The organism is Frigoribacterium sp. CFBP 13729 (assembly GCF_014841875.1).
Lineage (GTDB): Bacteria > Actinomycetota > Actinomycetes > Actinomycetales > Microbacteriaceae > Frigoribacterium.
This window is the reverse complement of the sequence record NZ_JACYUR010000004.1, coordinates 46,253-69,959: the sequence shown is the minus strand read 5'-3', so window position 1 is coordinate 69,959 and position 23,707 is coordinate 46,253. Positions and strand designations below refer to the sequence as shown.

At 74.7% G+C, this 23,707-nt stretch carries 18 protein-coding genes; 8 read left to right on the top strand and 10 right to left on the bottom strand.

Going from position 1 to position 23,707, the window contains the following annotated elements; all coding sequences use genetic code 11:
* Positions 1-139 precede the first annotated feature (139 nt).
* Both IFT77_RS12645 and IFT77_RS12640 read left to right on the top strand, forming a co-directional pair.
* The gene (locus tag IFT77_RS12645; RefSeq protein ID WP_371741049.1) at positions 140-2,329 is read left to right on the top strand and encodes an ATP-dependent Clp protease ATP-binding subunit; all 2,190 of its coding nucleotides are present in this window, start codon (positions 140-142) and stop codon (positions 2,327-2,329) included.
* A gap of 91 nt (positions 2,330-2,420) precedes the next feature.
* Positions 2,421-3,047 (top strand): phosphoribosylanthranilate isomerase, encoded by a 627-nt coding sequence (locus tag IFT77_RS12640; RefSeq protein WP_192170179.1) that lies wholly within the window; start codon positions 2,421-2,423, stop codon positions 3,045-3,047.
* A gap of 9 nt (positions 3,048-3,056) precedes the next feature.
* Here the strand turns inward: IFT77_RS12640 and IFT77_RS12635 are convergent, their stop codons facing one another.
* Complete coding sequence (locus IFT77_RS12635) at positions 3,057-4,103, bottom strand: beta-eliminating lyase-related protein (protein WP_192170178.1); 1,047 nt, start codon at positions 4,101-4,103, stop codon at positions 3,057-3,059.
* Positions 4,104-4,285: 182 nt separating this feature from the next.
* On the opposite strand from IFT77_RS12635, the gene IFT77_RS12630 reads away from it, so the two are divergent.
* The gene (locus IFT77_RS12630; RefSeq protein WP_192170177.1) at positions 4,286-4,741 is read left to right on the top strand and encodes a hypothetical protein; all 456 of its coding nucleotides are present in this window, start codon (positions 4,286-4,288) and stop codon (positions 4,739-4,741) included.
* Positions 4,742-4,781: 40 nt separating this feature from the next.
* On the top strand, positions 4,782-5,702 hold the full coding sequence (locus IFT77_RS12625) for an AEC family transporter (protein WP_192170176.1): 921 nt from the start codon (positions 4,782-4,784) through the stop codon (positions 5,700-5,702).
* A gap of 28 nt (positions 5,703-5,730) precedes the next feature.
* Here the strand turns inward: IFT77_RS12625 and IFT77_RS12620 are convergent, their stop codons facing one another.
* Positions 5,731-6,567, bottom strand: coding sequence for an exodeoxyribonuclease III (locus IFT77_RS12620; RefSeq protein WP_192170175.1), 837 nt, complete (start codon positions 6,565-6,567; stop codon positions 5,731-5,733).
* A gap of 68 nt (positions 6,568-6,635) precedes the next feature.
* Here IFT77_RS12620 and pyrE point away from each other — a divergent pair, with 68 nt between their 5' ends.
* Both pyrE and IFT77_RS17515 read left to right on the top strand, forming a co-directional pair.
* A complete protein-coding gene (pyrE, locus tag IFT77_RS12615; RefSeq protein ID WP_192170174.1) occupies positions 6,636-7,187 on the top strand; it encodes an orotate phosphoribosyltransferase in 552 nt (183 codons plus the stop codon).
* Positions 7,184-10,093 (top strand): septum formation family protein, encoded by a 2,910-nt coding sequence (locus IFT77_RS17515; protein WP_192170173.1) that lies wholly within the window; start codon positions 7,184-7,186, stop codon positions 10,091-10,093. The genes pyrE and IFT77_RS17515 overlap by 4 nt, the downstream gene beginning before the upstream one ends.
* A gap of 267 nt (positions 10,094-10,360) precedes the next feature.
* Here the strand turns inward: IFT77_RS17515 and IFT77_RS12605 are convergent, their stop codons facing one another.
* Positions 10,361-11,173 (bottom strand): HAD-IIA family hydrolase, encoded by an 813-nt coding sequence (locus IFT77_RS12605; protein ID WP_123548538.1) that lies wholly within the window; start codon positions 11,171-11,173, stop codon positions 10,361-10,363.
* Between the two features lie 97 nt (positions 11,174-11,270).
* Here IFT77_RS12605 and IFT77_RS12600 point away from each other — a divergent pair, with 97 nt between their 5' ends.
* The gene (locus IFT77_RS12600; protein WP_192170172.1) at positions 11,271-11,972 is read left to right on the top strand and encodes an RNA methyltransferase; all 702 of its coding nucleotides are present in this window, start codon (positions 11,271-11,273) and stop codon (positions 11,970-11,972) included.
* Here IFT77_RS12600 and IFT77_RS12595 read toward each other — a convergent pair.
* The gene (locus tag IFT77_RS12595; protein ID WP_192043042.1) at positions 11,969-14,158 is read right to left on the bottom strand and encodes an acyltransferase family protein; all 2,190 of its coding nucleotides are present in this window, start codon (positions 14,156-14,158) and stop codon (positions 11,969-11,971) included. The two genes, IFT77_RS12600 and IFT77_RS12595, sit on opposite strands and share 4 nt — an antisense overlap.
* 135 nt (positions 14,159-14,293) lie before the next feature.
* Between IFT77_RS12595 and IFT77_RS12590 the strand changes: the two genes are divergently transcribed.
* Complete coding sequence (locus tag IFT77_RS12590) at positions 14,294-16,585, top strand: acyltransferase (protein ID WP_192170171.1); 2,292 nt, start codon at positions 14,294-14,296, stop codon at positions 16,583-16,585.
* 64 nt (positions 16,586-16,649) lie between these two features.
* Here the strand turns inward: IFT77_RS12590 and IFT77_RS12585 are convergent, their stop codons facing one another.
* The 6 genes from IFT77_RS12585 to IFT77_RS12560 form a co-directional block, all read right to left on the bottom strand.
* Positions 16,650-18,044: a hypothetical protein gene (locus IFT77_RS12585; RefSeq protein WP_192170170.1), complete on the bottom strand. Its 1,395-nt coding sequence runs from the start codon at positions 18,042-18,044 to the stop codon at positions 16,650-16,652.
* Complete coding sequence (locus IFT77_RS12580) at positions 18,041-19,273, bottom strand: hypothetical protein (protein ID WP_192170169.1); 1,233 nt, start codon at positions 19,271-19,273, stop codon at positions 18,041-18,043. Before IFT77_RS12580 ends, IFT77_RS12585 begins: the two co-directional genes overlap by 4 nt.
* The gene (locus tag IFT77_RS17510; protein WP_192170168.1) at positions 19,270-20,334 is read right to left on the bottom strand and encodes a glycosyltransferase; all 1,065 of its coding nucleotides are present in this window, start codon (positions 20,332-20,334) and stop codon (positions 19,270-19,272) included. The genes IFT77_RS12580 and IFT77_RS17510 overlap by 4 nt, the downstream gene beginning before the upstream one ends.
* Positions 20,331-20,927: a low molecular weight phosphatase family protein gene (locus tag IFT77_RS12570; RefSeq protein ID WP_192043037.1), complete on the bottom strand. Its 597-nt coding sequence runs from the start codon at positions 20,925-20,927 to the stop codon at positions 20,331-20,333. Before IFT77_RS12570 ends, IFT77_RS17510 begins: the two co-directional genes overlap by 4 nt.
* Positions 20,924-22,405, bottom strand: a complete 1,482-nt coding sequence (locus tag IFT77_RS12565) for a polysaccharide biosynthesis tyrosine autokinase (protein WP_192170167.1) — start codon at positions 22,403-22,405, stop codon at positions 20,924-20,926. The genes IFT77_RS12570 and IFT77_RS12565 overlap by 4 nt, the downstream gene beginning before the upstream one ends.
* Positions 22,406-22,545: 140 nt before the next feature.
* Positions 22,546-23,703, bottom strand: a complete 1,158-nt coding sequence (locus tag IFT77_RS12560; RefSeq protein ID WP_192170166.1) for a glycosyltransferase — start codon at positions 23,701-23,703, stop codon at positions 22,546-22,548.
* Positions 23,704-23,707 lie beyond the last annotated feature (4 nt).

Sequence of the window (23,707 nt, the reverse complement as noted above, 5' to 3'; positions counted from 1 at the left end):
GGTCGGGCCCGAAATGGGTATGCGAAATATTAGACACACGAAGGTGGCGTCCACAACCTGACGAGTGCTATGCCTTGCACATCGACACGAGCGGCGTAAAGTTGAGCCAGATCAACTCAAGTTCGAGAAAGGCACACCCGTGGCGAACATGCAGGGCGCTCCCGCCTCCACCGAGAAGCAGAAGAGCGCACTCGAGAAGTACGGCGTCGACCTGACGGCGATCGCCCGCAGCGGCAAGCTCGACCCCGTGATCGGGCGCGACGCCGAGATCCGGCGCATCAGCCAGGTGCTCACCCGCCGCACCAAGAACAACCCCGTGCTGATCGGCGAGCCCGGCGTCGGCAAGACGGCCGTCGTCGAGGGGCTCGCCCAGCGCATCGTCGAGGGCGACGTCGCCGACTCCCTGAAGGACAAGCGGCTGATCAGCCTCGACCTCGCCGCGCTCGTGGCCGGCGCGAAGTACCGCGGCGAGTTCGAGGAGCGCCTCAAGGACGTCCTCAAGGAGATCACCCAGAGCGACGGCCAGGTCATCACCTTCATCGACGAGCTGCACACCCTCATGGGCGCAGGCGGCGGCGAGGGCTCGGTCGCCGCCTCCAACATGCTCAAGCCGATGCTCGCCCGCGGCGAGCTTCGGCTGATCGGCGCGACGACGCTCGACGAGTACCGCCAGTACATCGAGAAGGACGCCGCCCTCGAGCGCCGGTTCCAGCAGGTCTACGTGGGCGAGCCGACCGTGGAGGACACGGTCGCGATCCTCCGGGGCCTCAAGGAGAGGTACGAGGCGCACCACGGCGTCACCATCACCGACGGCGCCCTCGTGGCTGCCGCCTCCTTGTCGAACCGGTACATCCCGAGCCGCCAGCTGCCCGACAAGGCCATCGACCTCGTCGACGAGGCAGGCTCCCGGCTCAAGATGGAGATCGACTCGTCGCCGGTCGAGCTCGACCAGCTCTACCGCGGCCTCGTCCGCCTGCAGATCGAGGAACTCGCGCTCAAGAAGGAGAAGGACGACGCCTCGCTCGCCCGGCTCGCGACCCTGCGCGAGACGATCGCCCAGCAGCAGGCCGCGTTCGACGACCTCAACGCCCGGTGGCAGGCCGAGAAGGCGGCGCTGCAGGGCGTCGGCACGCTCCGCAGCGACCTCAACGAGGCCCGCATCGACGCCGACCGCGCCCTCCGCGAGGGCCGCTACGAGGACGCGGCGCGCATCAGCTACGAGCGGATCCCCGACATCGAGAAGCGGCTCGCCGACGCCGAGTCGTTCGAGCAGAGCGACGAGCGCCTCGTCAGCGACAGCGTGACCGACTCCGACATCGCCGAGGTCGTCGCCGCCTGGACGGGCATCCCCGTCGGCCGGCTGCTCAGCGGCGAGACCGAGAAGCTGCTGCACCTCGAGAGCGAGCTCGGGAGGCGCCTGATCGGCCAGCGCGCTGCGGTCCAGGCCGTCAGCGAGGCCGTCCGCCGCACCCGCGCGGGCATCAACGACCCCGACCGCCCGACCGGCTCGTTCCTCTTCCTCGGCCCGACCGGTGTCGGCAAGACCGAGCTCGCGAAGGCCCTCGCCGACTTCCTGTTCGACGACGAGAAGGCCCTCGTCCGCATCGACATGAGCGAGTACGGCGAGAAGCACAGCGTGTCCCGGCTCGTGGGCGCGCCTCCCGGCTACGTCGGCTACGAGGCCGGCGGCCAGCTCACGGAGGCGGTGCGGCGCCGCCCCTACAGCGTCGTCCTGATGGACGAGGTCGAGAAGGCGCACCCCGAGGTGTTCGACATCCTGCTGCAGGTGCTCGACGACGGGCGGCTGACCGACGGACAGGGGCGCACGGTCGACTTCCGCAACACGATCCTCGTGCTCACCTCGAACCTCGGCTCGCAGGTGATCACCGACCCCGGGCTCAGCGACCCCGAGAAGGAGGAGCTGGTGCAGGGCATGGTCCGCCAGGCCTTCAAGCCCGAGTTCGTCAACCGCCTCGACGACATCGTCGTGTTCTCGACCCTGTCGACCGACGACCTCGGCCAGATCGTCTCGCTCTACGTCGACCGGCTCGGCCGCCGCCTGACGGACCGGCGGCTGTCGCTGGCGGTCACGCCCGACGCGCGGGCCTGGCTCGCCGAGCGCGGCTACGACCCGATCTACGGCGCCCGGCCGCTGCGCCGGCTCATGCAGCGGCAGATCGACGACCAGCTCGCCATGGCGCTGCTCGGCGGCTCGATCGTCGACGGCGACACGGTGCTCGTCGACGTGGCTCCCGACGGGGAGTCGCTGAGCGTGGTGCAGCAGGTCGTGGGGGAGCCCTCGGCCGAGGTGCTGGACGACCTCGACTGAGCGGGTGTGCGCTCGAGCCGCGCGCGCGGGAGCAGGGCCGGCGCAGGAGGCGTCAGTCGGCTCGGACGGACCACACGGCAGACTGGGGCGCATGAGCACCTGGGTGAAGATCTGCGGACTGTCCGCTCCCGAGACGGTCGACGCCGCCGTGGCGGCCGGCACCGACGCGGTCGGCTTCGTCTTCGCTCCCGGCAGCCCGCGGACGGTCGACGCCGCGACCGCACGCGCGCTGGTCGCTCGCGTGCCGGAGGGCGTGGAGACCGTGGGCGTGTTCCGCGGCCAGGAGGTGGGAGCGGTGCTCGAGCTGGCCCGCGCCTCCGGCGTCTCGACCGTCCAGCTGCACGGCGACGAGGCCCCGGCCGACGTCGCGGCCGTGCAGGCGGCGGGGTTCCGCGTGATCCGCGCGGTCAGCGCGTCGCGCTACGCGAGCGAGACCGAGGAGGAGCGGGTCGCGTTCGGCGAGGACGCCCTGCTGCTCGACGCGGTCGAGCCCGGTGCCGGGGCCGTGTTCGACGCGGCGCCCCTGCTCGCCGCCCCGCCCTCGCGCCCCTGGCTGCTCGCCGGCGGGCTCACGCCCGCCACCGTCGCCGAGCTGCTGGCGGCGGCGCGCCCCGCCGGCGCCGTCGGGGTCGACGTCAGCTCGGGCGTCGAGTCGTCCCGCGGCGTCAAGGACGCGGCGCTCATCGCTGACTTCGTCGCCGCGGCCCGCACGCCCTGACCCCCTCGCTCAGCCGAGCAGGGCCCGCAGGTCGGCGACGAGGCGGTCGACGTGCTCCTCGGTCGTGTCGAACGAGCACATCAGGCGCACCTCGCCGGTCGCGCGGTTCCAGTCGTAGAAGTGGTGCACCGCCCGCAGCGGCTCGACGGCCTCGATCGGCAGCACGACGAACACCGCGTTGGCCTCGACCGCCTGGGTGATCGTCACCCCGGGCAGCGAGGCGAGCGCCGCCGCGAGCCGGGTCGCCATCGCGTTGGCACGGGTCGCCGAGCGCAGCCACAGGTCGTCCTCGAACATCGCGAGGAACTGCGCCGACGTGAAGCGCATCTTCGAGGCCAGCTGCGCGTCCATCTTGCGGAGGAAGACCAGGCCGGCCCGCGCCTCCTCGGAGAAGGTCACGACCGACTCGCCGAGGACGAGCCCGTTCTTCGTGCCGCCGAGCGAGACCGAGTCGATGCCGGCGTCGCGCGTCAGGGCCCGCAGCGGGACGCCGAGCGACGCCGCCGCGTTCGCGAGCCGGGCGCCGTCGAGGTGCACGGTCATCCCGTGCGCGTGCGAGCGGTCGGTGATCGCCCGGAGCTCGTCGGGCGTGTAGACGGTGCCGAGCTCGGTGCTCTGCGTGATCGTGACCGCGAGCGGCTGAGGGCGCTGCTGGTCGCCCCAGCCGTAGGCCTGGCGGTCGATGAGCTCGGGGGTCAGCTTGCCGTCGGGCGTCGGCACGGTGAGCAGCTTGATGCCGCCGAGGCGCTCGGGCGCCCCGCCCTCGTCGGTGTAGACGTGGGCTGTGGTCGCGCAGATCACCGCGCCCCAGCGGGGCACGAGCGCCTGCAGGGCGGCGACGTTGGCGCCGGTGCCGGTGAGGACCGGGTCGAGGGAGGCGCCCTCGCCGAAGACCTCGGCCACCACCTCGCCGAGACGGCGCGTGTAGGGGTCGGCACCGTAGGAGGCGACGTGGCCGCCGTTGGCCTCGATCATCGCCTGCAGCACCTCGGGGTGGGCGCCGGCGTAGTTGTCGGAGGCGAACGTGTGGGCAGCGGGATCGTGGAGGCGCGTCACGCCTCCATCTTGCCGTGTGCCGCCCGGTGGCCGTCCGATGCTCGATCACCGTGCGCTTCTCGGTCTTGCGACCTCTGCAAGAAAATGCTTGTGATATTCGAGATATAGACATAGTGTGACAGCGAGCACAGTCGCCCAGCCCCGGCAGTGCTCCCGAGCCTGCCTCACCCGAGAGGTCCGCCATGTTCTTCCTGCACGCTCCCAAGCTCGTCCTCACCGGCTCGTCGTCCTCGCTCCGCGAGACCGCCGACCGAGCGGCCGCCCTCGGCGCCGAGGTGGTCGTGGTCGACTCGTCGGCGGTCGTCGCCCCCGACGCCGCCGCACCGTGCGTCGCCGAGCTCGACGGGTTCGACGTCGCCGTCGTCGCGGTCCGCGACCCGGCCTCGGCCGACGCCGACCTCCGCGGCGCCGCGGCCCGGCTCGCCCCCGCCCTGCGGCACGGCGCCCTCGTCATCGTCCAGGGCGCCGCGTGCGTCGAGCCCGAGGGGCGGCGCCTCGCGGACGACCTCGCCGAGCGGTCCGGCCTCGAGATCGGCCGTCAGTTCGACGTCGTCGGCCTCGACGGCGACCACGTGACGTGGTCCACGGGCGAGGAGGGCGCGCAGACCGCGCGACACCTCATGTCCCGTCTCGGCTGACGCGTCGTCCCCTGTCGGCCGCCTGCACCAGGATGGTCACATGGGCGGAGTGCTGATCGGGTTCGGGATCATCGGGGTGATCATCGCCGCCGGCTGGGTGGTCGGACGCATCGACCTGCTCGGCCCGACCGGTCACCAGGTTCTGTCGCGCCTCGTCTTCTTCGTCCTCACGCCTTGCCTGCTCTTCTCGACGATCTCGCGGGCCGACGTGCACGTGCTGTTCTCGGACCTCCTCGTGGTCTCGGCCCTCGCCTCCCTCGCCGCCGCCGTGATCTCGGTGGTGCTGCTGAGGTTCGTCCTGCGTCGCTCGGCGGCGGAGACCACCATGGGCACGATGGGCGGCGCCTACGTCAACGCGAACAACATCGGGCTGCCCGTCGCGACCTACGTGCTGGGCAGCGCGACCTTCGTGGCCCCCGTGCTGCTCTACCAGCTGCTCGTCATCACGCCGATCGTGCTGACGGTGATGGACACGGTGACGAACCGCGGCAGCAGCCTCGGGCGCGCGATCGCGCGGCCGCTGCTCAACCCCCTGTTGATCGGCTCGGCGCTCGGGGTGCTCGTCGCCGTGCTCGAGATCGAGATCCCCGACCCCGTCATGCAGCCGCTGCTGCTCGTCGGCGGGGCCGCCGTGCCGGTCGTGCTGATCTCGTTCGGGATGTCGCTCTCGGGCTCGAAGCCGCTGCAGGCGCGCGAGGGCCGGGCCGACATCGCGATCGCGACGGCGCTCAAGCTCGTCGTCATGCCCGTCGTCGCCTGGCTGCTCGGCGCCTTCGTCTTCGACCTCGGGCACGACCAGCTCTTCGTCGCCGTCGTCCTGGCCGGCCTGCCGAGCGCGCAGAACGTCTTCAACTACGCGCAGCGCTACCAGGCCGGGGTCGTGGTCGCCCGCGACACCGTGCTCGTGACGACCATCGGGTCGGTGCCGCTGCTGGTGCTGGTGGCGGCGCTGCTCAAGTAGGAGGCGCCTCCTCGGCAGGCAGGTCGCCTCAGAAGATCATCGGGCGGTCGTCGTCGAGCTCGGTGTCGAGCTCGAGGTCGACCACGACGGGGACGTGGTCGCTCGGGGCGTCGCCCTTGCGCTCGTCGCGGTGGATCGAGGCGTCCGTGACGAGGTCGGCGAACGGCTGCGACCCCATGATGAAGTCGATCCGCATGCCCTCGTTCTTGGGGAACCGCAGCTGCTTGTAGTCCCAGTAGGTGTAGCCCTCGGGCAGGCGCGGGCGGACGACGTCGGTCAGGCCGGCGCGCTCGAACGCGGCGAAGGCGTCGCGCTCGGGCTGGCTGACGTGGGTGTGGCCCTCGAAGACCGAGACGTCCCACACGTCGGTGTCGAGCGGGGCGACGTTCCAGTCGCCCATCAGCGCGAGCGGCTCGTCGGGCCGCTCGGCGATCCAGGCCTCCGTCTCGGCGGCGAGAGCGGCGAGCCAGTCGAGCTTGTAGTCGTAGTGCGGGTCGCCCAGCTCGCGGCCGTTCGGCACGTAGAGCGACCACAGGCGGACGCCCTCGACCGTGACGCCGATCGCCCGCGCCTCCTTGGGCTGGTCGGGCCCCTCCTGCCCCTTGGCGAAGCCGGGCTGGGTCGGGAACGTGATCGTGACGTCGTCCATCGGCAGGCGGCTCGCGAAGGCGACGCCGTTCCACTGGCTGAGGCCGTGCAGCTCGACCTCGTAGCCCGCCTCGCGGAACGCGTCGAACGGGAACTGCTCTGGCTTGCACTTGATCTCCTGCAGGCCCACGACGTCGACGTCCTCCCGGACCAGCCAGTCGACCACTCGCCCGACTCGGGCACGGACGGAGTTGACGTTCCAGGTCGCGACGCGCATGCCGCCCACGCTACCGGCAGGAGGCGCACCCGGCCTGGGCGGAGCCTCCTGCCCTACCATTGGTCACCGTGACCGACGCACGCACGCAGCTCATCGACTACATCCGCTCCGAGGCCGTCTTCCACGGCGACTTCACGCTCACGAGCGGCAAGAAGGCGAGCTACTACATCGACCTGCGGAAGGTCAGCCTCGACCACCGCGTCGCCCCCCTGATCGGGCAGGTCATGGTCGACCTCATCACCGAGGTGCCCGACGTGTTCGCCGTGGGCGGCCTGACGATGGGCGCCGACCCGATCGCCTCCGCCGTGCTGCACCAGGGCGTCGCGATGGGGCGCGACTACGACGCCTTCGTCGTCCGCAAGGAGCCCAAGGACCACGGTCGCGGCAAGCAGGTCGAGGGCCCGGACCTCGAGGGCAAGCGGGTCGTCGTCCTCGAGGACACCTCCACCACCGGGGGCTCGCCCCTCGCCGCGGCCGAGGCGCTGGAGGCGGTGGGCGCGGTGATCGCGGCCGTCGCCGTCGTCGTCGACCGCAGCACCGGGGCCCGCGAGGTCATCGAGGCCGCCGGTTACCCCTACTACGCGGCCATCGGGCTGGACGACCTCGGGCTGCAGCCGTGAACGACGCGCGCGACGGCCGCGGGCCGGACGGCGAGGAGGCCGAGGCGGGCCGGGAGCCGGCGGACGACACGTCGGGGCTCGACGCGGGCGACTGGCTCGCGGCGCAGTTCGACGACGGCGCTGACGACGACGTGGTCGACGGCGACGACGTGGTCGATGACGACGACGCGGTCGAGGACCGCCCGGCCGCCGACGGCGTGGCCGAGGACGACTCGGCCGAGGGCGACCCTGCCGAGCGCGGCCTGCGGACGGCGGCGACGCCGATCTCGGCCGAGACCGTTCGCTCCGCGCCGTTCACCGTGCCGCCTGCCCCCACCGCCGAGTCCGAGGTCGTGAAGAACTCGGGCCACCCGATGGCGCTCGACCTCTCGGCGCTGGCCGGGACGATGCCGCCGCCCTCGCCGACCGAGCCGACGCCGTCCGCCGAGCCGACGCCGTCCGCCGACGGGGTCGACGAGCATGAGGCCGACCCCGTCCCGGACGAGACCGTCCGGTCGGAGGCCGTCGCGCCTCCTCGCTACGAGGTCCCGCCGGCGGTCGCGCCGCGTCCTGCGCCGGTGCCGCCCGCCGCGCTGCTGCCTGCCGACCCGTCGGCCGCGGTCGCCGGCGACGAGCCCGACACCTCGGACGGCGCCTCGGTCGAGGAGCCCGAGACCGACCCTGCGCCGCGGGACGAGCCCGGCCCCTTCACCGCCCTGATCACGCCTCCCGTCGCTCCGCAGCCCGTCTTCCCGTCGTCCTTCGACTGGAGCGCCCCGGCGGCGTCCGACGACCGGGCCGCGGGCCCGGACCCGGACGGAGGGTCCCGGGACGACGTCGACCTGCCGACCGCCGCGGGCGAGGACGCCGAGGAGGCGCCCGTCCCGTCGGCCGACGCGGCCGACGACGCGCAGACGCGGGCGTTCGACCTCCCGGCTGCTGCGGTCCCTGCTGCGGCTGCTGCGCCTGATCCGTCTCCGGACGCGGACGCGGACGCGTCCGCGTCGTTCGAGGACGAGGCCCGATCGACACCGGCCGGGCAGGAGCCCACGTCGGCCGGGTCGGAGCCCGAGCTCGCATCCGAGCCCGAGGTCGGGTTCGCGCCGGAGGCCGCATCCGAGCCCGAGGTCGAGTTCGCGCCCGGGGCTGAGCCTGAGTCCGCGACCGAGGCCGAACTGCCCCGGGCCTCGACCGAGCCTGCGTCGGCGCCGGAGCCCGCAGTCGACCTGGTCGAGCCCGTGGTCGCGTTCGACTCCGAGTCCACGGTCGAGCAGCCCGAGCCCGAGCCCGAGCTCGAGCTCGAGCCCGAGTCCGAGCCCGCAGCGGAGCAGACCGAGACCGCGACCGAGGTGGAGAGCGAGCCTGAGCCTTCGTTCGAGCAGACCGAGCCCGCTACCGAGTTCGCCTCGGAGCAGGACCCCGAGCCCTCGACGGAGCTCGCCTCGGAGCCCGCGACCGCGAACGAGCCCGAGCCGGGCACGGCCGAGTCCGCACCCGCGGAGCCCTGGTGGGTCGCCGAGCACCACGAGATGACCCGGCGAGAGCGCCGCGAGGCCGAGGCCGCCGGGGTCGTCGTGCCGCCCGCGGTGGCGGCGTCCCCGGACGCTGCGGCTGCTGCGGCTGCGGCCGCCGCTGCTGACGACGAGAGCGCTGCCGGAGCCCCCGCCGCACCTCCTGCGGGCCTGCCCTTCACCGGGCCGTCGGGAGCGGCGTCCGCGCCGACGGCCGACGGGTCGGAGCCCACGTTCACCGAGCTGCTGGGCATCGTGCGACCGTCGGGCGACGCGCGCGAGTCGCTGGAGGACACCCCCGGCGACCCCGCGGCCGACGCGGGACGCAGCGACCTCGTCGATCCCGGCCCGCTGCCGGCGGGCGGGTCCTGGGCGCTGAGCGACGAGCTGCCCGTCGAGGACGCCTCGACCACCGCCGCCGAGGGCGACGAGCTCGTGAGCCCGGCCCGGGACGACGACCCGCTCGACCTCGACGACCCGTTCGCGGCGCTCCGGGTCGAGGCCGAGGAGGACGCCCCGGACGCGGCCACGGCGGCGCTGCCCCTCGCCGGCGCAGGCCTCGCGGGCGCAGGCCTGGCGGGCGCCGGGGCGACGGGGGCCGCCGCCGCGGCGGAGACCCCGCCGACCGCCGCCGGCGAACGACCTCGCTCGGTGCCGCACACCGACGCCGAGCTGCCCGGGCTGAGCGTCGAGGCAGGGTCGCCGGCCGCGCCAGCGGCCGCCTCCTCGGGCGCTTCGCCCCTCGTTCCGCGCGGTGGCCCGTCCGCCCCGTCGGGGCCGTCCGGCCCCGGAGCGGGGTCGTCCGCGGCAGGGCCCGGGGGCGGCATCGCGTCGTGGTCCCGTGGCCGGAAGGTGCTGCTCGGCGTCGCCGCGGCGCTCGTGATCGTGCTCGCGCTCGTCGCCTTGTTCGTGCTCAGCCGGTCGCTCTTCGCCGGGACGCCGCAGCCGACCGAGACCCCCGCCGCGGCCGTCGCCACCCGCACCGTCACCGCCGCGCCCGCGGAGCTCCCGCAGGAGGCGGCGGCCGGCCCGCTCTCGACGGGCACGCACCCGTGGAGCGACCTGCAGGGCGGCGAGTGCTTCTCCGCCTTCGAGGACGCGTGGCAGCAGGACTACGAGGTCGTCGACTGCGGCCAGCCGCACGTCGCCCAGCTGGCCTCGATCGGGGCGCTCGACGCCGACCCGGCCGCGGCGTACCCGGGGAGCGACGCGCTGCGGTCGCAGATGTCGGTGCTCTGCACCGGGGCGAGCGCGCTCGACCTCGCCGCCGCGTCGACCTGGGCCGACGCGCAGTTCAGCGCGAGCTGGCCGTCGACCGACGCGGAATGGGCCGCCGGGGTCCGCTCGTACTGGTGCTTCGTCGACCGCTCGAGCGGCGAGCCGATGACCAGCAGCGTCGCGCCGGCCGCGGCCTGACCTGCCCCACCCGGCCCGCTCCTCCTGCGCTCTGACCGCCCCGCTGCGCCCTTGTTGCCCGCAAATGCCGACAACGAGGCCTGCAATAGCGGAATATCCCACTATTGCGGCAGTAGATCGGACCGAGTGGTCGGCATTTGCCGTCAGCGCGGGCGAAGCGGACCGTGCGGGCAGCGCAGGTGACGCGGACCGTGCGGCCGGCGCGGGTGACGTGGGCCTTGCGGACGGCGCCGGGATGCGGACCGGCCGGCGCCGGCGCGTGTCGAGCTAGAGCTCGCTCGGCACCGTGTCGGTCTCGAGCGGCTCGGCGCGGACCAGCTCGTGCACGCCGCTCAGCACCTCGTTCGGGCGGAACGGGTAGCGGTCGATCTCGGCCTGGTCGCTGATGCCGGTCATCACGAGGATCGTGTGCAGCCCCGCCTCGATGCCCGCGACGACGTCGGTGTCCATCCGGTCGCCGATCATCGCGGTGTTCTCGCTGTGCGCGCCGATGCGGTTCATCGCCGAGCGGAACATCATCGGGTTCGGCTTGCCGACGACGTAGGGCGACTTGTTCGTCGCGGCCGTGATCATCGCGGCGATCGCGCCCGTCGCGGGCATCGGGCCGTCGGCGCTCGGGCCGGTCGTGTCGGGGTTCGTGACGATGAAGCGGGCACCGCCGAGGATCAGCCGCACCGCCTTCGTGATCGCGTCGAACGAGTAGTTGCGGGTCTCGCCGACGACGACGTAGTCGGGGTCGGTCTCGGTCATGATGAAGCCCGCTTCGTGCAGCGCGGTCGTCATGCCGGCCTCGCCGATGACGAAGGCCGAGCCGCCGGGCATCTGCGAGCGGCAGAAGTCGGCGGTCGCGAGGGCGCTCGTCCAGATGCGCTCCTCGGGCACGTGCAGGCCCGAGGCGCGGAGCCGCGCGCTCAGGTCACGCGGCGTGAAGATCGAGTTGTTCGTGAGCACGAGGTACGGCGTGCCCTCGTCCTGCCACTGCTGGATCAGCGCCGCGGCGCCGGGCAGGGCCTGGTTCTCGTGCACCAGCACGCCGTCCATGTCGGTCAACCAGCATTCGACCTCGTCGCGAGTACCCATGGGCACACCTTACTGAGCGGAGGTGGCCGCAGGAGGCGCGCTGACGCGGACGCAGGAGGCGCGCTGCCGGTCGCCCCGCCGCCCTACGCTGGCCGTCGTGACCGACGAGCCCCGCGACCCCGAGCCCGATCCCGACCGCGACCCCGCCGCCGATCCCGCGGGCCCGGTCGGCGGGCCCGTCGCGGAGCCCGTCGTCGCGCACGGCGTCGGCCCGTGGCCCGGCGGCGAGGCCGCCTGGCCGACGGGCGACCACTGGGACGAGGAGCTGCTCCGCGACGGCGACCGGCGAAACGTCGTCGACCGGTACCGCTACTGGTCGCTCGACGCGATCGTCGCCGACCTCGACCTGGTGCGGAACCCGTTCCACGTCGCCGTCGAGAACTGGCAGCACGACATGAACATCGGCTCGATCGTCCGCAGCGCGAACGCGTTCGCGGCCGAGGCGGTCCACATCGTCGGGCGCAGGCGCTGGAACAAGCGGGGCGCCATGGTGACCGACCGCTACCAGCACGTGCTGCACCACCCGGACGTCGCCTCCTTCGTCGCCTGGGCGCGGGGCGCCGGGCTCGTGGTCGTCGCCGTCGACAACGTCGCCGGCTCGGTGCCGCTCGAGACGACCGCGCTGCCCGAGCGATGCGTCCTCGTGTTCGGCCAGGAGGGGCCGGGGCTCAGCCCGGAGGTGCTCGAGGCGGCCGACCTCGCCGTCGAGATCTCGCAGTTCGGCTCGACCCGGAGCATCAACGCCTCCGCCGCCGGGGCGGTCGTCATGCACGAGTGGGTGCGGCAGCACCGGTTCTAGGTCGACGGAGGCGGCGGCGTCGCGTCGAGGAGGCGGTCGGCCAGGAGGTCGCGGGTCGCCAGCGAGGTCGCCTCGGTGAGGTGCGAGCGGTCCAGCCGGACGAGACGGCCGCCCAGCACGGCGGGGCAGCGCCCGTCGGCGCAGAACCACGGCGTGACGTCGACGTGCTCGACCCGGGGGCCGGCCGCGGTCGCTGCCGCCTGCTCGGCCGCGACCTGTGCGCGCTGGGCCGCGGTGGTCGTCGTGACGCACGCGCCGGGGCTGCCGACCCGGACCGCGCAGTCGCGCACGGCCTGGCCCGCCGGAGGGGCCCCGAGCAGGACGACGCGCGGCGTGGTCGCCGCGAGCCTCCGCAGGGTCGACTCCGCCGCGTCGCGCCACTCGCGCTCGGCCGCCTCGGGCCCGACCGCGTCCGCGCGGCGGGCGAGCACGTTGACGCCGCCCGAGACGACGACGAGATCGGCTCCGGAGGCGGCCGGCAACGCGGCCATCGCCTCGCGGTCGGCCGAGCACGCGTCCTCGAACCCGGGATCGTCGTAGCGCGCGGTCGGCGGCAGGTCGACGGGCGTGCAGCCCGCGAAGGCGAGGGCGACGACGGCCCAGCCCTCGGGGACGAGGGCCGCCGCGATCCCGCTCGTCCAGCTGGCGGCCACGGAGTCGCCGACGACGACGGCGGTGCGCTCGGCGTCGTCCGGGCCCCACCGGCAGGTGCGGGCCCCGTCCGGGCTGGGGGTCGGGTCGTGGCGGCAGCCGGTGTGCGGGTCCATCGCCGGGGCGAGCGAGGTCGCGAAGGCCGAGTCGATCTCCGACCTCTCGGCCGGCGACCAGGTGTCCGCCTCGAGGGCGGCGAGCACGGTCGTCCCGGGGTCCCGCGCGGGGAGGGGCGGCACGTCGCCCCCGCCGGGGGGCTCCGAGGCGAGCCCGAGCACGGAGGCCAGCGCCGACGGCTCGCCGAGCTTGGTGGGGGAGCGGACCTGGGCGGCGGAGGACACGACGACGAGGACCGCCACCACGGCCGCGACGGCGAGGCCGGGGCGTGCGGCACGGGGAGCGCGGGCTCCGGCCGCCACGCGCCCCTGCCCCGGCGGCCGACCGGGCGCCGCCGTCGGACGTGCTGCCCCAGGGCCGCGCAGGGCGGGGCGCTCCACCCAGCGGTACGAGGCCGCGCTCAGCACGAACGTCAGCGCCACCGAGGCAGGGACCCGCCACCAGGAGTCGACGAGGGCCGAGCCGACGACGGCCACCGGAAAGTGCCAGAGGTAGATCGAGTACGACCGGCGCCCTGCCCACACCGCCGCGGGGGCGCAGAGCAGCCGCGGCGCGCCCGGCAGGTCGGCCGAGCCGAACGAGAGGACCAGGGCCGTGCCGAGCACGGCCGGCAGCGCGCCGGGCCACGGGAACGCGGCCAGGGGCTCGGTGAGGAGGAGAGAGCCGAGGACCAGCAGCATCCCCAGGCTCGTGGCCCGGGCTCGCCAGGCGACGGTCCGCACGGCGACGAGGGGCACCAGGGCGCCGCAGGCCGCGCCGACGCCGATCTCCCAAGCCCGGCCGAACGGGTCGAAGTACGCGGCCTCGATGGAGGTCGCGGTGAGGTGCCACGACCAGGCGGCCGAGGCCACGGACGCGACGAGGGCGGTGCAGCCCACGACCAGGCGCCTCCTCGTCGCGTCGCGTCGCCGGACGGCGGCGAGGACGAGCACGACGACGAGGGGCCAGACGACGTAGAACTGCTCCTCGACGGCGAGCGACCAGAAGTGCTGCAGCGGCGAGACCGGCCCGTCGTGCTGCAGGTAGTCGGTGCCGGCTGCGATGAGGTGCCAGTTGGCGCTGAAGGTCGCGGAGGTGACCGCGTCGAGCAGCACGTCGAGGGCCCGCGGCGTCGACCAGACGGCGAAGGAGGCGGCGACCGTCGCCCCGAGGACGGCCCCGGCGACCGGCAGCAGTCGGCGGGCGCGGCGGACGTAGAAGGCCCCCAGGTCGACGAGGCCGGTGCGGTCGTGCTCGTCGAGCAGGAGGCGGGTGATGAGGTAGCCCGACAGCGCGAAGAAGACGTCGACCCCGATGACCCCGCCGACCGGGACGAAGGTCAGGTGGTAGAGCACGATCACGGCGGCGAGCCACCCTCGGAGCCCTTCGAGCTCGGGGCGACGAGTGAGTGGACCGACCGTTCTGCGGCTGCGAGGCATCAGGCATTTATACCCTCCGGTCCAACCTGGTGCAATATGAGTTCCACAGGTAGGATTCCGGTACGACGTCGGCGGTCAGGGCCGGCGCTGACGGTCCCTCGAGCCGGGCGACGACCTCCCGACCCGAAGGCCCCCATGACGACCAGCTCCCGCTCCTCGTTCCGACCCGACGTCGAGGGGCTCCGGGCGCTCGCCGTGCTCGTGGTCGTGGCCGAGCACCTCGTCGGCTGGCCGTCCGGCGGGTTCGTGGGTGTCGACGTGTTCTTCGTCGTCTCCGGCTTCGTCATCACCTCGGTGCTGCTCGCCGAGCTCGACGCGACGGGGACCGTCTCCCTGACGGCGTTCTACGCCCGTCGCGCCCGGCGGATCCTGCCGGCCGCCGGCGTCGTGCTCGTCGCCGTCGTCGTCGCGGCCTGGGCGCTGTGGCTCGCGCCGCGGGCCTGGGCCACCGTCCTGGACGCCCTCGCGTCGGCGGCGTTCGTCGAGAACTGGCACCTCGTGGCGCTGGGCACGGACTACCTCGCCTCCGACGGGGCCGTGTCGCCCCTGCAGCACTTCTGGTCGCTCGCCGTCGAGGAGCAGTTCTACCTCGTCTGGCCCCTGCTCGTCATCGCCGTCGCCGTCGTCGTCCGCCTCCTGCGGCGGCCCGGAGCGACCCCGGCGCTGCTCGGTGCCGTGTTCGGGGTCGTCCTCCTGGTGTCGGTCGCCTGGTGCGCGTGGCGCACGGGCGTCGCGCCCGCCGCGGCGTACTTCGACTCGGTCGGACGCACCTGGGAGCTCGCGGCGGGCGGCCTCGCCGCGCTCGCCGCCCCCGGGGCGCGCCGTCTGCCCCGGGCGGCCCGCCGGGTGCTGACCCTGGCCGGGCAGCTCACGATCGTCGGCTCGGCCCTCGCCGTCGGGTGGGCCCTCGCCGGCCCGGCCGCGGCGTTCCCGTGGCCGTGGGCCCTCCTGCCCGTGATCGGGACCGTGCTCGTCGTCACCGCGGGCTCGGGGACGCTGGGCCCGGTCGAGTCGGTCCTCGTCTCCCGGCCCGCCCGGTGGGTCGGCCGGCGCTCGTACTCCCTCTACCTCTGGCACTTCCCCGTCATCGTGTTCGCCGCCTCCCTCGGGCTCGACGGCCCCGGGTGGGTCGTGGCCCAGCTCGCGCTGACCGTGCTGCTGACCACCGCCTCCTACCGGCTCGTCGAGCAGCGCGTGCAACGGTCCGGCTGGCTGCGCGGGGCTGCGGACCCGACGGGCGGCAGCTCGTCCGTGCGCGACACGGCTGCGGTCCCCTCCTCGGCGGTCGGACCTGCCCCCGTCCGTGCGGGCTCGCCGACGACGGCACCGAGGAGGCGCGGCGCACGAGGGCCCGTCGCCCAGGTCGCGCTCGCCGTCGTCGTGGGGACCGTCGTGGTCGGTGCCTCGGCGGCACAGCTGCGGGGGCCGGCGTGGCTGATCGACCCGGCCGCCGTCCGCGCGGTCGCCTCGCCGGGAACCTCGGGCACCCCGGGCGGCCCGGCCGCCCCCGGCGCCTCGGGCCGCGTGGTCGGCGACCCGGCCTCGTGGTCGACATCGTCGCTCCGGGCCGCCCTCGACGGCGCCGTTGCCGGTGCGGGAGACGTGCCGACGGCCGTGCTCGAGGGTGCGTTCTCGTCGGCCTCCGCGCCGCAGATCGGCCCGGAGGGGTGCCGCTACGACGTCGGGACCGACCCCGCGTCGTTCGAGCCCTGCGTCACCGGGCCTGCCTCGGCCGAGCGCGTGGCCGTCGTCGTCGGCGACTCGATCGCCCTCAGCTGGATGCCCGCGGTCGTCGAGGCCCTCGGCCCTGACTGGCGCGTGCTCGGACTCGGCGTCGGGAGCTGCTCGACGATCGAGGCCCGGTTCCACGGGGGCGACGGCGGCACCGCCTTCGCCGACGCGTGCTCCGAGAGCCGGTCGCACCTCGTGGACTTCGTCGAGCGCACCGCGCCCGATCTCGTCGTCACCTCGTCGAGCGCCGCCGGGGTCGATCGGCTCCTCAGCGGCGCGACGGGGGCGGAGGCGGCAGCCGAGTGGCGGCGCGGCACGACGTCGGGCGTCGAGCGGCTGTCCCGTGCCGGCGGCGGTGCTCGCGTCGTGCTGCTCGGAGCACCCCCTCGGGGCGCCTCGCCGGCGGCCTGCGCCACGAGGGCGACGCGCGCGGCGCTGTGCACGACCGAGGTGGAGCCCCGATCCGAGGCGGCGGCGCGGGCCGAGGCCGCCGGGGTCGCCGACGCGCGCGCCGCAGGAGTCGACGCCGTCCGGGTCGACGTCGAGCCGTGGTTCACGTCGACGGGAGGGCTCGTGCCCGTCACCGCGGGGCCCCTGCTCGTCCGGTCGGACGCGCAGCACCTCACCGAGCAGATGTCACGATCGCTCGGCGGCCTCGTCAGGCTGCACCTGCGGGAGGGTGCGCTCGCCCGCTGAGGCAGTCTCCTCGCGCCGCACCGTGCGGCGCGGCACCGTGCGGCGCGACGCAGTGCGGCGCGGGTCAGGCTCGTGAGGCGGCTCGTCGTCCGGTGCGTGGGCGGCTGTCCACCTTGTCGGCCTCGGACGGATCGTTCGCCTCGTCGGCCTGGTCGGCCTGGTCGGCCTCATCCGCCTCCTCGGCCTCGCGGGGAGCGTCCGCCCGGTCCGCCTCCTCACCAGGCTCTGCGCCCCAGCGTCGGTCGGACAGGCAGACGACGACGGCCAGCAGCAGCACCATCGTGGTCATCTTGAACGCGTCGCAGGTCATCAGCCCCGAGGTGAAGACGACGAGGCACGCGCGGACGTCGCGGCCGCCCCGGATCGCCGAGACCACGAGGGCGGCGACGACGAGGCCCGCCCCGAGGACGCCCTGCGTGGCGAGCGACGACAGCAGCTGGTTGTCGACCACGTTGAAGCCCGTGCCGAAGAAGTAGCCCTGGGCGAACAGCTGACCCTCGCTGCCCTCGCCGCTGCCGAAGAAGGCCTCGAGCACGGGGCGGCCGACCAGTCGGGGAACGGCGGGGAAGTGCCCGGCCCGGTTGAGGAACGAGCCGGAGGACAGCAGCTCGTCGGCCCGCTGCGCGATCTCCGTCCACGACACGAGCACGACGGCGACCGCCGCGGCCGCGAGGATCGACCCGCGCTGCCACGTCGCCGATCGGCGCGAGCTCACGAGCAGGTAGGCGAGCGCGATCACGGCAGCGACGACGGCGCTCCGCGAGCCGGCCAGCACGAGGCAGGTGCCCAGCAGGACGAGCGCCGACCACCGGGGGCCGGGCGCGCGTCGGCGCCAGGTGGTGAGCAGCAGCACGAGGCCCACCATGAGCAGGGTGCTGTACGGCAGCGCGTGCGACATCGTCCCCTGCACCCGGACGGCGTCGCCGCCGAGGAGGTGGTTCTCGTTCCACAGGCCGCGTCCGGTGGCGTAGACCTTGTAGCCCCAGAGCAGGGGCTGGCCGCGCACGACCTCGACCAGGCCGGCGAGCCCCTGGAGCACGGCGACGACGACGACGCCGTCGACCAGTCGACGGCGGTCGGCGGATCCGGCCTGCGCCAGCACGACCACGACGAGCCCCGCGAGCAGGGTCGTGCGCAGCACGAGGCCGAGCCCGGGCGGGTAGGCGACGAACGTGGTGACCGACGCGCCGACGAACACGGCGACCAGCAGCACCGGGCCGGCGGCGACGCGCAGGCCGCCGGGCGGTCGCGGCGACGCCGCCGTGAAGAGCAGCAGGACGAGGCTCGCGACGACGACCGCGTCGCACACGGCCTGCGGCACGAGCGGGGACCACGCGAAGCAGTGCAGGCCGAGCACGAGCGCGACGACCGCGCCCCGGAGCGCGTCGCCGCGGACGACGGCCGCGAGCACGAAGAAGGCGGGCACCGCGAGGACGCCCGCGAGGGCGGCGAGCATCACGAGGCCGCCCCCTGCACCGAGACGATCCGGAGCGTGGCGACCAGGGAGGCACCCTGCACGGCGACCCCGACCGCCTCGGCGAGCACGAGAGCGGAGACCGCCCCGACGGCTCCGCCGACGAGCCCGCCGAGGGCCAGCGCGGGCAGGCCCACGACGGCGGCGGCCGTGACGGCCGTCGTGATGCGCGGCGCCTCGCCGACGGAGACGAGGCCGAGGGCCGCGCCCCGCGACACGGACATGACGAGCAGCAGCACGGCGACGGAGACGAGGAGGTGCGGGTCGAGATCGACCGTGCCGCTGAACAGCACGGGCGCGACGACGGGCATCGCGAGCACGAAGCAGACGGCGGCGACGGCCCCCGTCGCCGTGGTGAGGGCGATCGACACGGCGATCCGGCGCGCCCTGTCGTGCTCCGGCGACGAGCCGAGCCAGTTCTGCAGCCGTGCGGGCAGCGCGCCGAGCACCGCGAAGCCCATGCGCATGGGGCGGTCGGCGCCCGAGAACACGGCCACCGACGCCGGGGCGACGAGGCCCAGCACGGCCGCCGGGAGCATCGTGTAGACCGTGCTGATCGCCCGGCCGCGGAGGATCGTGCCCCGGGAGCGGACGAGGCTCGGCACGCCGCGCAGGGCAGCGCCGGACGGGAGCAGCGGGAGGCTGCCCACGGCGGCGGCGATCGCGACGCTCGCCACGGGCACGGCCAGGAGGACCAGGCCGTAGACGACGAGGTCGGCTCCGGCGCTCATCGCGGCGGCAGCGGCGAGGAGCAGCAGCACGCGGGGCAGGGCGTCCGAGACGAGTGCGGCGCCCGGGCGCCCGACGCCGACGAAGTACCAGGCGGGCGACGCGGCGCCGGTCAGCACCGTGCCGGCGGCGACCAGGGCGGCGGCCAGGGCGTGGTCGGCGACGACGAGGCCGGCGGCCACGGCGCAGACCGGCGCGACGACGGCCGCGGCCGCCAGCTTCGCGGCCTGGCCCGCGTGCCAGAGCGCACGTCGTCCGTCGTCGTCGGCTCGAGCGACGGCCTGCACCTGGTCGAGCGACCAGCCGAGCTCGGCGACGACGTGCCCGGCGCCCCCGACGGCGAGGGCGACCGCGACGGCGGCCCAGCCGGACGCTCCCGCCGTGGTCGTCACGGCCGGGATCACGAGCACGGGCGCGACGGAGGCCACGAGCGGCGCGAGGACGAAGAGGGCGAGATGGCGGGCCTGGGCCGCGGCGCGCCTCATCGGGTCGCGACGATCGCGAGGGAGTCCCAGCCGCGCCGGACGACGGCGGCCAGCCGCTCGTCGACGTCGGGCACGGCCCGGGAGGCGGCCGCCGGGTCAACGGCGCAGAGCGCGTCGGCCACCGACGCGGCCGACCCCGGCTCCGTCGTGACGAGCAGGGCCCCGGCGGCCGGGGCGATCTCGACGAGCGCCGGCGAGTCGGCGGTGACGACGACGCGCCCCGAGGCGAGGCCCTGCCAGACCTTGTTCGCGATCACCGAGCGTGCCTTCTCGGACGAGCCGAAGATGCCGAGGACGACGTCGGCCGCCGAGATCAGCCCGGCGAGCGCCGCCTCCGGGACCGGGTCGACGAAGCGGCAGAGGTGCTCGATCCCGAGGAGCCGCACGGCGCGTTCCGTGGCGTCGCGGGTGCCGCCGTCGCCCACGAGGGTGAGGCGGACGTCGCGCCGGCCCTGCGTCAGCGCCAGGGCCGCCACGACGACGTCGAGCCCGTGCAGGGGGATGTAGTTGCCGTACCAGAGCACCTCGAGGGTGTCGCCCGGCGCACGCGGCGGGGTGGGGACGGCCCACTCGGGCGCGCCGACGGGCAGCGACACGACGCGCGTCCCGGCGGCCGCCCTGCTCGTGACGGCCCGGCGGGCCCGGACCTCGGTGTCGACGAGCCAGACGTGGGCGGCACGGAGGGCGAGGTCGTCCTGGAGGCGGAGGAGGCGGGCGCGCAGCGACCCGGGCCGGACCCGGCCCCAGTCACCGACCTCGGTCTCGTGCAGGCCGACGAACCCGTCGACCACGACCGTGGAGCGGGTCAGCCGCCCGACGAGCCCGACGTACGGCGCGTGCGCCAGGCGCAGCTCGCTGAGCACGACCACGTCGTGGCGCAGGGACTCGCGGACGAGCGTCGCCAGGTCGCGCAGGAGGCGCAGCGCGCGCGGGCCGCGACGGCTCGCCGTCAGCACGGTCACCTCGCACCCCTCGGCGCGGAGGTGCTCGCGGAGGCGGCGGTTGCGCGGGTAGGACGGGTCGTGCACCCGGTACTGGAGCACGCGCACCGGGCCGGTCACCGCGTGCCCGCCGACTCGCGCAGCCAGTGCGCGACGACGTCGACCGCGTGCACGATCTGCGTCACCGCGGCGGCGTACGCACGCTCGTCGCGGCCCCAGGGGTCGGGCACGTCGTCGAGCTCGGGCGAGGCCGGGGGCAGCGTCGAGCCGCGCTCGGCCACCGCGAGGCGGACGGCCTCCCGCAGCCTGCCCTCGACGTCGGGCGCGGCTCCCCGTGCCTCGGACGCGAGGCCGGCGCCGTGCTGCTCGACGACGCGGACGAGCTCGAGCAGCGTCATCGCCCGCCGGACGACGCGCGGGCGCAGCTCGATGGCCGCCCGGCGGTGCTCGCGGGCGAGGCCGAGCACGAGGTCGGCGGCCGCCAGCTGCTCGCCGGTCACCTGCGCGGCGTCGTGCGACGGGTCGAGCCCGCGTGCGGACACGCTCGCGGCGATCGTCGGGGCCATCGGCTCGCCGACGACGGCACGGGTTCCGCCGCTCGACACGACGACGGGCAGCCCGGCGAGCCGGTCGCGGAGCAGCACCTCGGCGAGCGGCGAGCGGCAGATGTTGCCGGTGCAGAGCACCACGACGGCGACGGGCGCGGTCGTCACGGCGCCACCGGCCCGGTGGCCCCGGTCGTGGACCTGACGGCGCGCGAGACGTCGCGGCGGCCCGTCCCCGGGGTGCCGTCCACCGAGGCGGCCGCGACCGTGAGGGCGGGGGAGTCCCCGTAGTAGGAGTCGTAGGTCGTGTAGCCGTAGGCGTCCGCGCCCTTGGTGGGGACCATGGTCATGACGACGCCGAGGACCCGGCTGCCGACCCGGTCGAGCAGCCCGAGCGCCTGGGTGAGCTGTCCCCGCGTCGCGCGGCCCGCGCCGACCACGAGGATCGAGCCCGACGTCATCGTGCTGATGACGGCGGCGTCGGTGACGGGGAGGAGGGGCGGGGCGTCGATGATGACGTGGTCGAAGGTCGAGCTCAGCTCGTCGACGAGGGCGGCCATCGCTCGCGACCCGAGCAGCTCGCTCGGGTTCGGCGGCGTCGTGCCGGCGGCCAGCACCGTGAGGCGGCCACGCCCCCAGGGCTGCAGCACGTCGTCGAGCTCGGCACGGCCGATGAGGACGTCGGTGAGGCCCACCGTCCCGTCGAGGCCCATCAGCTCGGCGAGCCGCGGGCGCCGGAGGTCGCCGTCGACGACGACCACGCTCGCGCCCGTCTCGGCGAGGGCGATGGCGAGGTTCGCGCTCGTCGTCGACTTGCCCTCGGCGGGCAGCGCGGAGGTGAGCACCATGCTGCGCCCCCGCGTGTCGACGTCGAGGAACTGCAGGGCGGTCCTCAGGCCGCGGAAGGCCTCGGCTCGCGGGCTGCGGGGATCGGTGTGCACGAAGAGCGGGCGTGACCGGACGGTCACGTCGTAGCCGACCGCGCCGATGACGGCCGCGTCGGTCACCTGCTGCACGTCGGAGAAGCCGCGGACCTTGGTGTCGAGCAGGGACCGCAGGGCGGCCCCGCTCAGTCCGACGACGAGCCCGCCGAGCAGGCACAGGCCGAGCGTGGTCGCGAGCCGCGGGCTCGCCGGAGCGAGGGGGGAGGACGCGGGCTCGATCGTCTCGACCCGGACGGGCGTGGGCCCGCCGCCGACGGGCAGCTCGAGCTCGTCGGCGACGACCGTCGTGAAGCTCGACCCGACCGCGGACGCGATGCTGCGGGCGACCGCGGGGTCGTCGTCGCTCGCCGAGATCACGACGATGACCGTGTTGGCCGGCGAGGTGGCGGTGACGCGCTTCGCCAGCTCGGCCACGGTCGTGTCGAGGTCGAGCTCGTCGATCACGGGCTGGAGCACGCGGGCGCTCGTCGCGACGGAGAGGTACGACGTCACCTTCTGCTGTGCCGCGCTGCTGCCCTGCACGATGTCCTGCGCGCTCGACTGGTCGACGCCCTGCACGGACACGAAGACCTGGGTCGTCGAGACCCAGGAGGCCGGCAGGAGCAGGAGGGCCAGCACGCCCGCGGCGAGGCCGACGGCGACCCCGCCCGCGACGAACGACCAGCCCTTCCTGACGATGCGGACGTAGTCGGAGAACTCCATGGGTGATCCTCGCTTCGGGGCGACGAGCCGGAGACGGCGGTCGTCCGACGCAGGGTGAGTGCTGTCACAATCTAACATTTCTCACATGTACGTCAAGCGTAGATATCGCCGGGACCCGCAGCCGCGACGGAGGACGGTCGTCAGCGGCGCAGCGACCGCCTGAGCTCCGCCTCGTAGGCGTCGCAGACCGACTGCCAGGTGTAGGCGGCCTCGGCCCGCGCCGCCGCCGCCTCGCGCAGCCGCCGCTGCTCGGCGGGGTCGTCGAGCAGGGCGACGACCGCCTCCGCGATCGCCGCCGGCTCGGGCGGGACGAACACGCCCGCGTCGGCGAGCACCTCGCGGTTGTAGACCGTGTCGCGGGCGATCACCGGGGCGCCCGTGAACATGGCCTGCACGAGCGCAGGGTTGGTGCCGCCTACGCTGTGGCCGTGGAAGTACGCGCCGGCGTGCTGCCAGAGCGCGAACAGGCGGTCGTCGTCGCTGACGTGGCCGAGCCAGCGGACCCGGTCGTGGTCGGCGGCGAGGTCGCGGACCAGGTCGTCGAGCTCGCCGCCGTAGCCGGTCGAGCCCACGATCACGACGTCGTGGTCGACGGCGATGCGCCGCGCGGCCTCGACGAACTCCACGATCGAGTTCTCGGGCACGAAGCGGGCGACGACCAGGGCGTAGCCGCCGTGCGTCAGCCCGGGCTCGACGGGCAGCTCGCGCACGGGGTCGCCGCCGTAGGGGATGAAGGTGCCCTCGACGCCGAACTCGTCGCGCCAGCGCCGGACGATCTCGACGGCGTCGCAGACGAGCGCGTCGGCGAAGCGCGCGGAGGCGCGGGCCCCGAGCTTGAACACGGTCTTGGCCGCCCGGCCCCACTTGGCCCGCTCCCACTCGATGCCGTCGACGTTGATGATCACGGGCACGCGGCGGAGCCGGAGCAGCGGCAGCCAGAACCCGTTCGCGACGTTCATCATCAGCACCGCGTCCGGTCGGCGCACGACGGCGTCGAGCACGGCCGTCAGCCCGTAGCTCAGGGTGCTCAGCGACCGGCTCTCGACCCCGCGGGTCGTGCGCGTGCGCACCCGGGGGTCGCGGGCGGGGTCGTCCTCGCGCACGGCGCCGTGCCTGCCGTAGACCGTGACGTCCCACCCGGCGTCCACGAGGGCCGGCGCGATCCGGCGGACGGCGGTCTCGAAGCCGCCGTAGTAGCTCGGGTAGCCGCGCGTGCCGATCACGGCCACGGAGGGCCGTCGGCCGTCGGGGGCCGCACCGTCGAGGGCACCGGAGAAGGGGCGGGGGCGAGGCGACATGGAC

Coding starts and splice junctions, on each gene's coding strand:
- IFT77_RS12630 (WP_192170177.1), top strand. CDS start 4,286: ATGTTCTTCCTGCACGCTCCCAAGCTCGTCCTCACCGGCTCGTCGTCC.
- IFT77_RS12605 (WP_123548538.1), bottom strand. CDS start 11,173: ATGGGTACTCGCGACGAGGTCGAATGCTGGTTGACCGACATGGACGGC.
- IFT77_RS12640 (WP_192170179.1), top strand. CDS start 2,421: ATGAGCACCTGGGTGAAGATCTGCGGACTGTCCGCTCCCGAGACGGTC.
- IFT77_RS12590 (WP_192170171.1), top strand. CDS start 14,294: ATGACGACCAGCTCCCGCTCCTCGTTCCGACCCGACGTCGAGGGGCTC.
- IFT77_RS12580 (WP_192170169.1), bottom strand. CDS start 19,273: ATGAGGCGCGCCGCGGCCCAGGCCCGCCATCTCGCCCTCTTCGTCCTC.
- IFT77_RS12625 (WP_192170176.1), top strand. CDS start 4,782: ATGGGCGGAGTGCTGATCGGGTTCGGGATCATCGGGGTGATCATCGCC.
- IFT77_RS12565 (WP_192170167.1), bottom strand. CDS start 22,405: ATGGAGTTCTCCGACTACGTCCGCATCGTCAGGAAGGGCTGGTCGTTC.
- IFT77_RS12560 (WP_192170166.1), bottom strand. CDS start 23,703: ATGTCGCCTCGCCCCCGCCCCTTCTCCGGTGCCCTCGACGGTGCGGCC.
- IFT77_RS12620 (WP_192170175.1), bottom strand. CDS start 6,567: ATGCGCGTCGCGACCTGGAACGTCAACTCCGTCCGTGCCCGAGTCGGG.
- IFT77_RS12595 (WP_192043042.1), bottom strand. CDS start 14,158: ATGCCTCGCAGCCGCAGAACGGTCGGTCCACTCACTCGTCGCCCCGAG.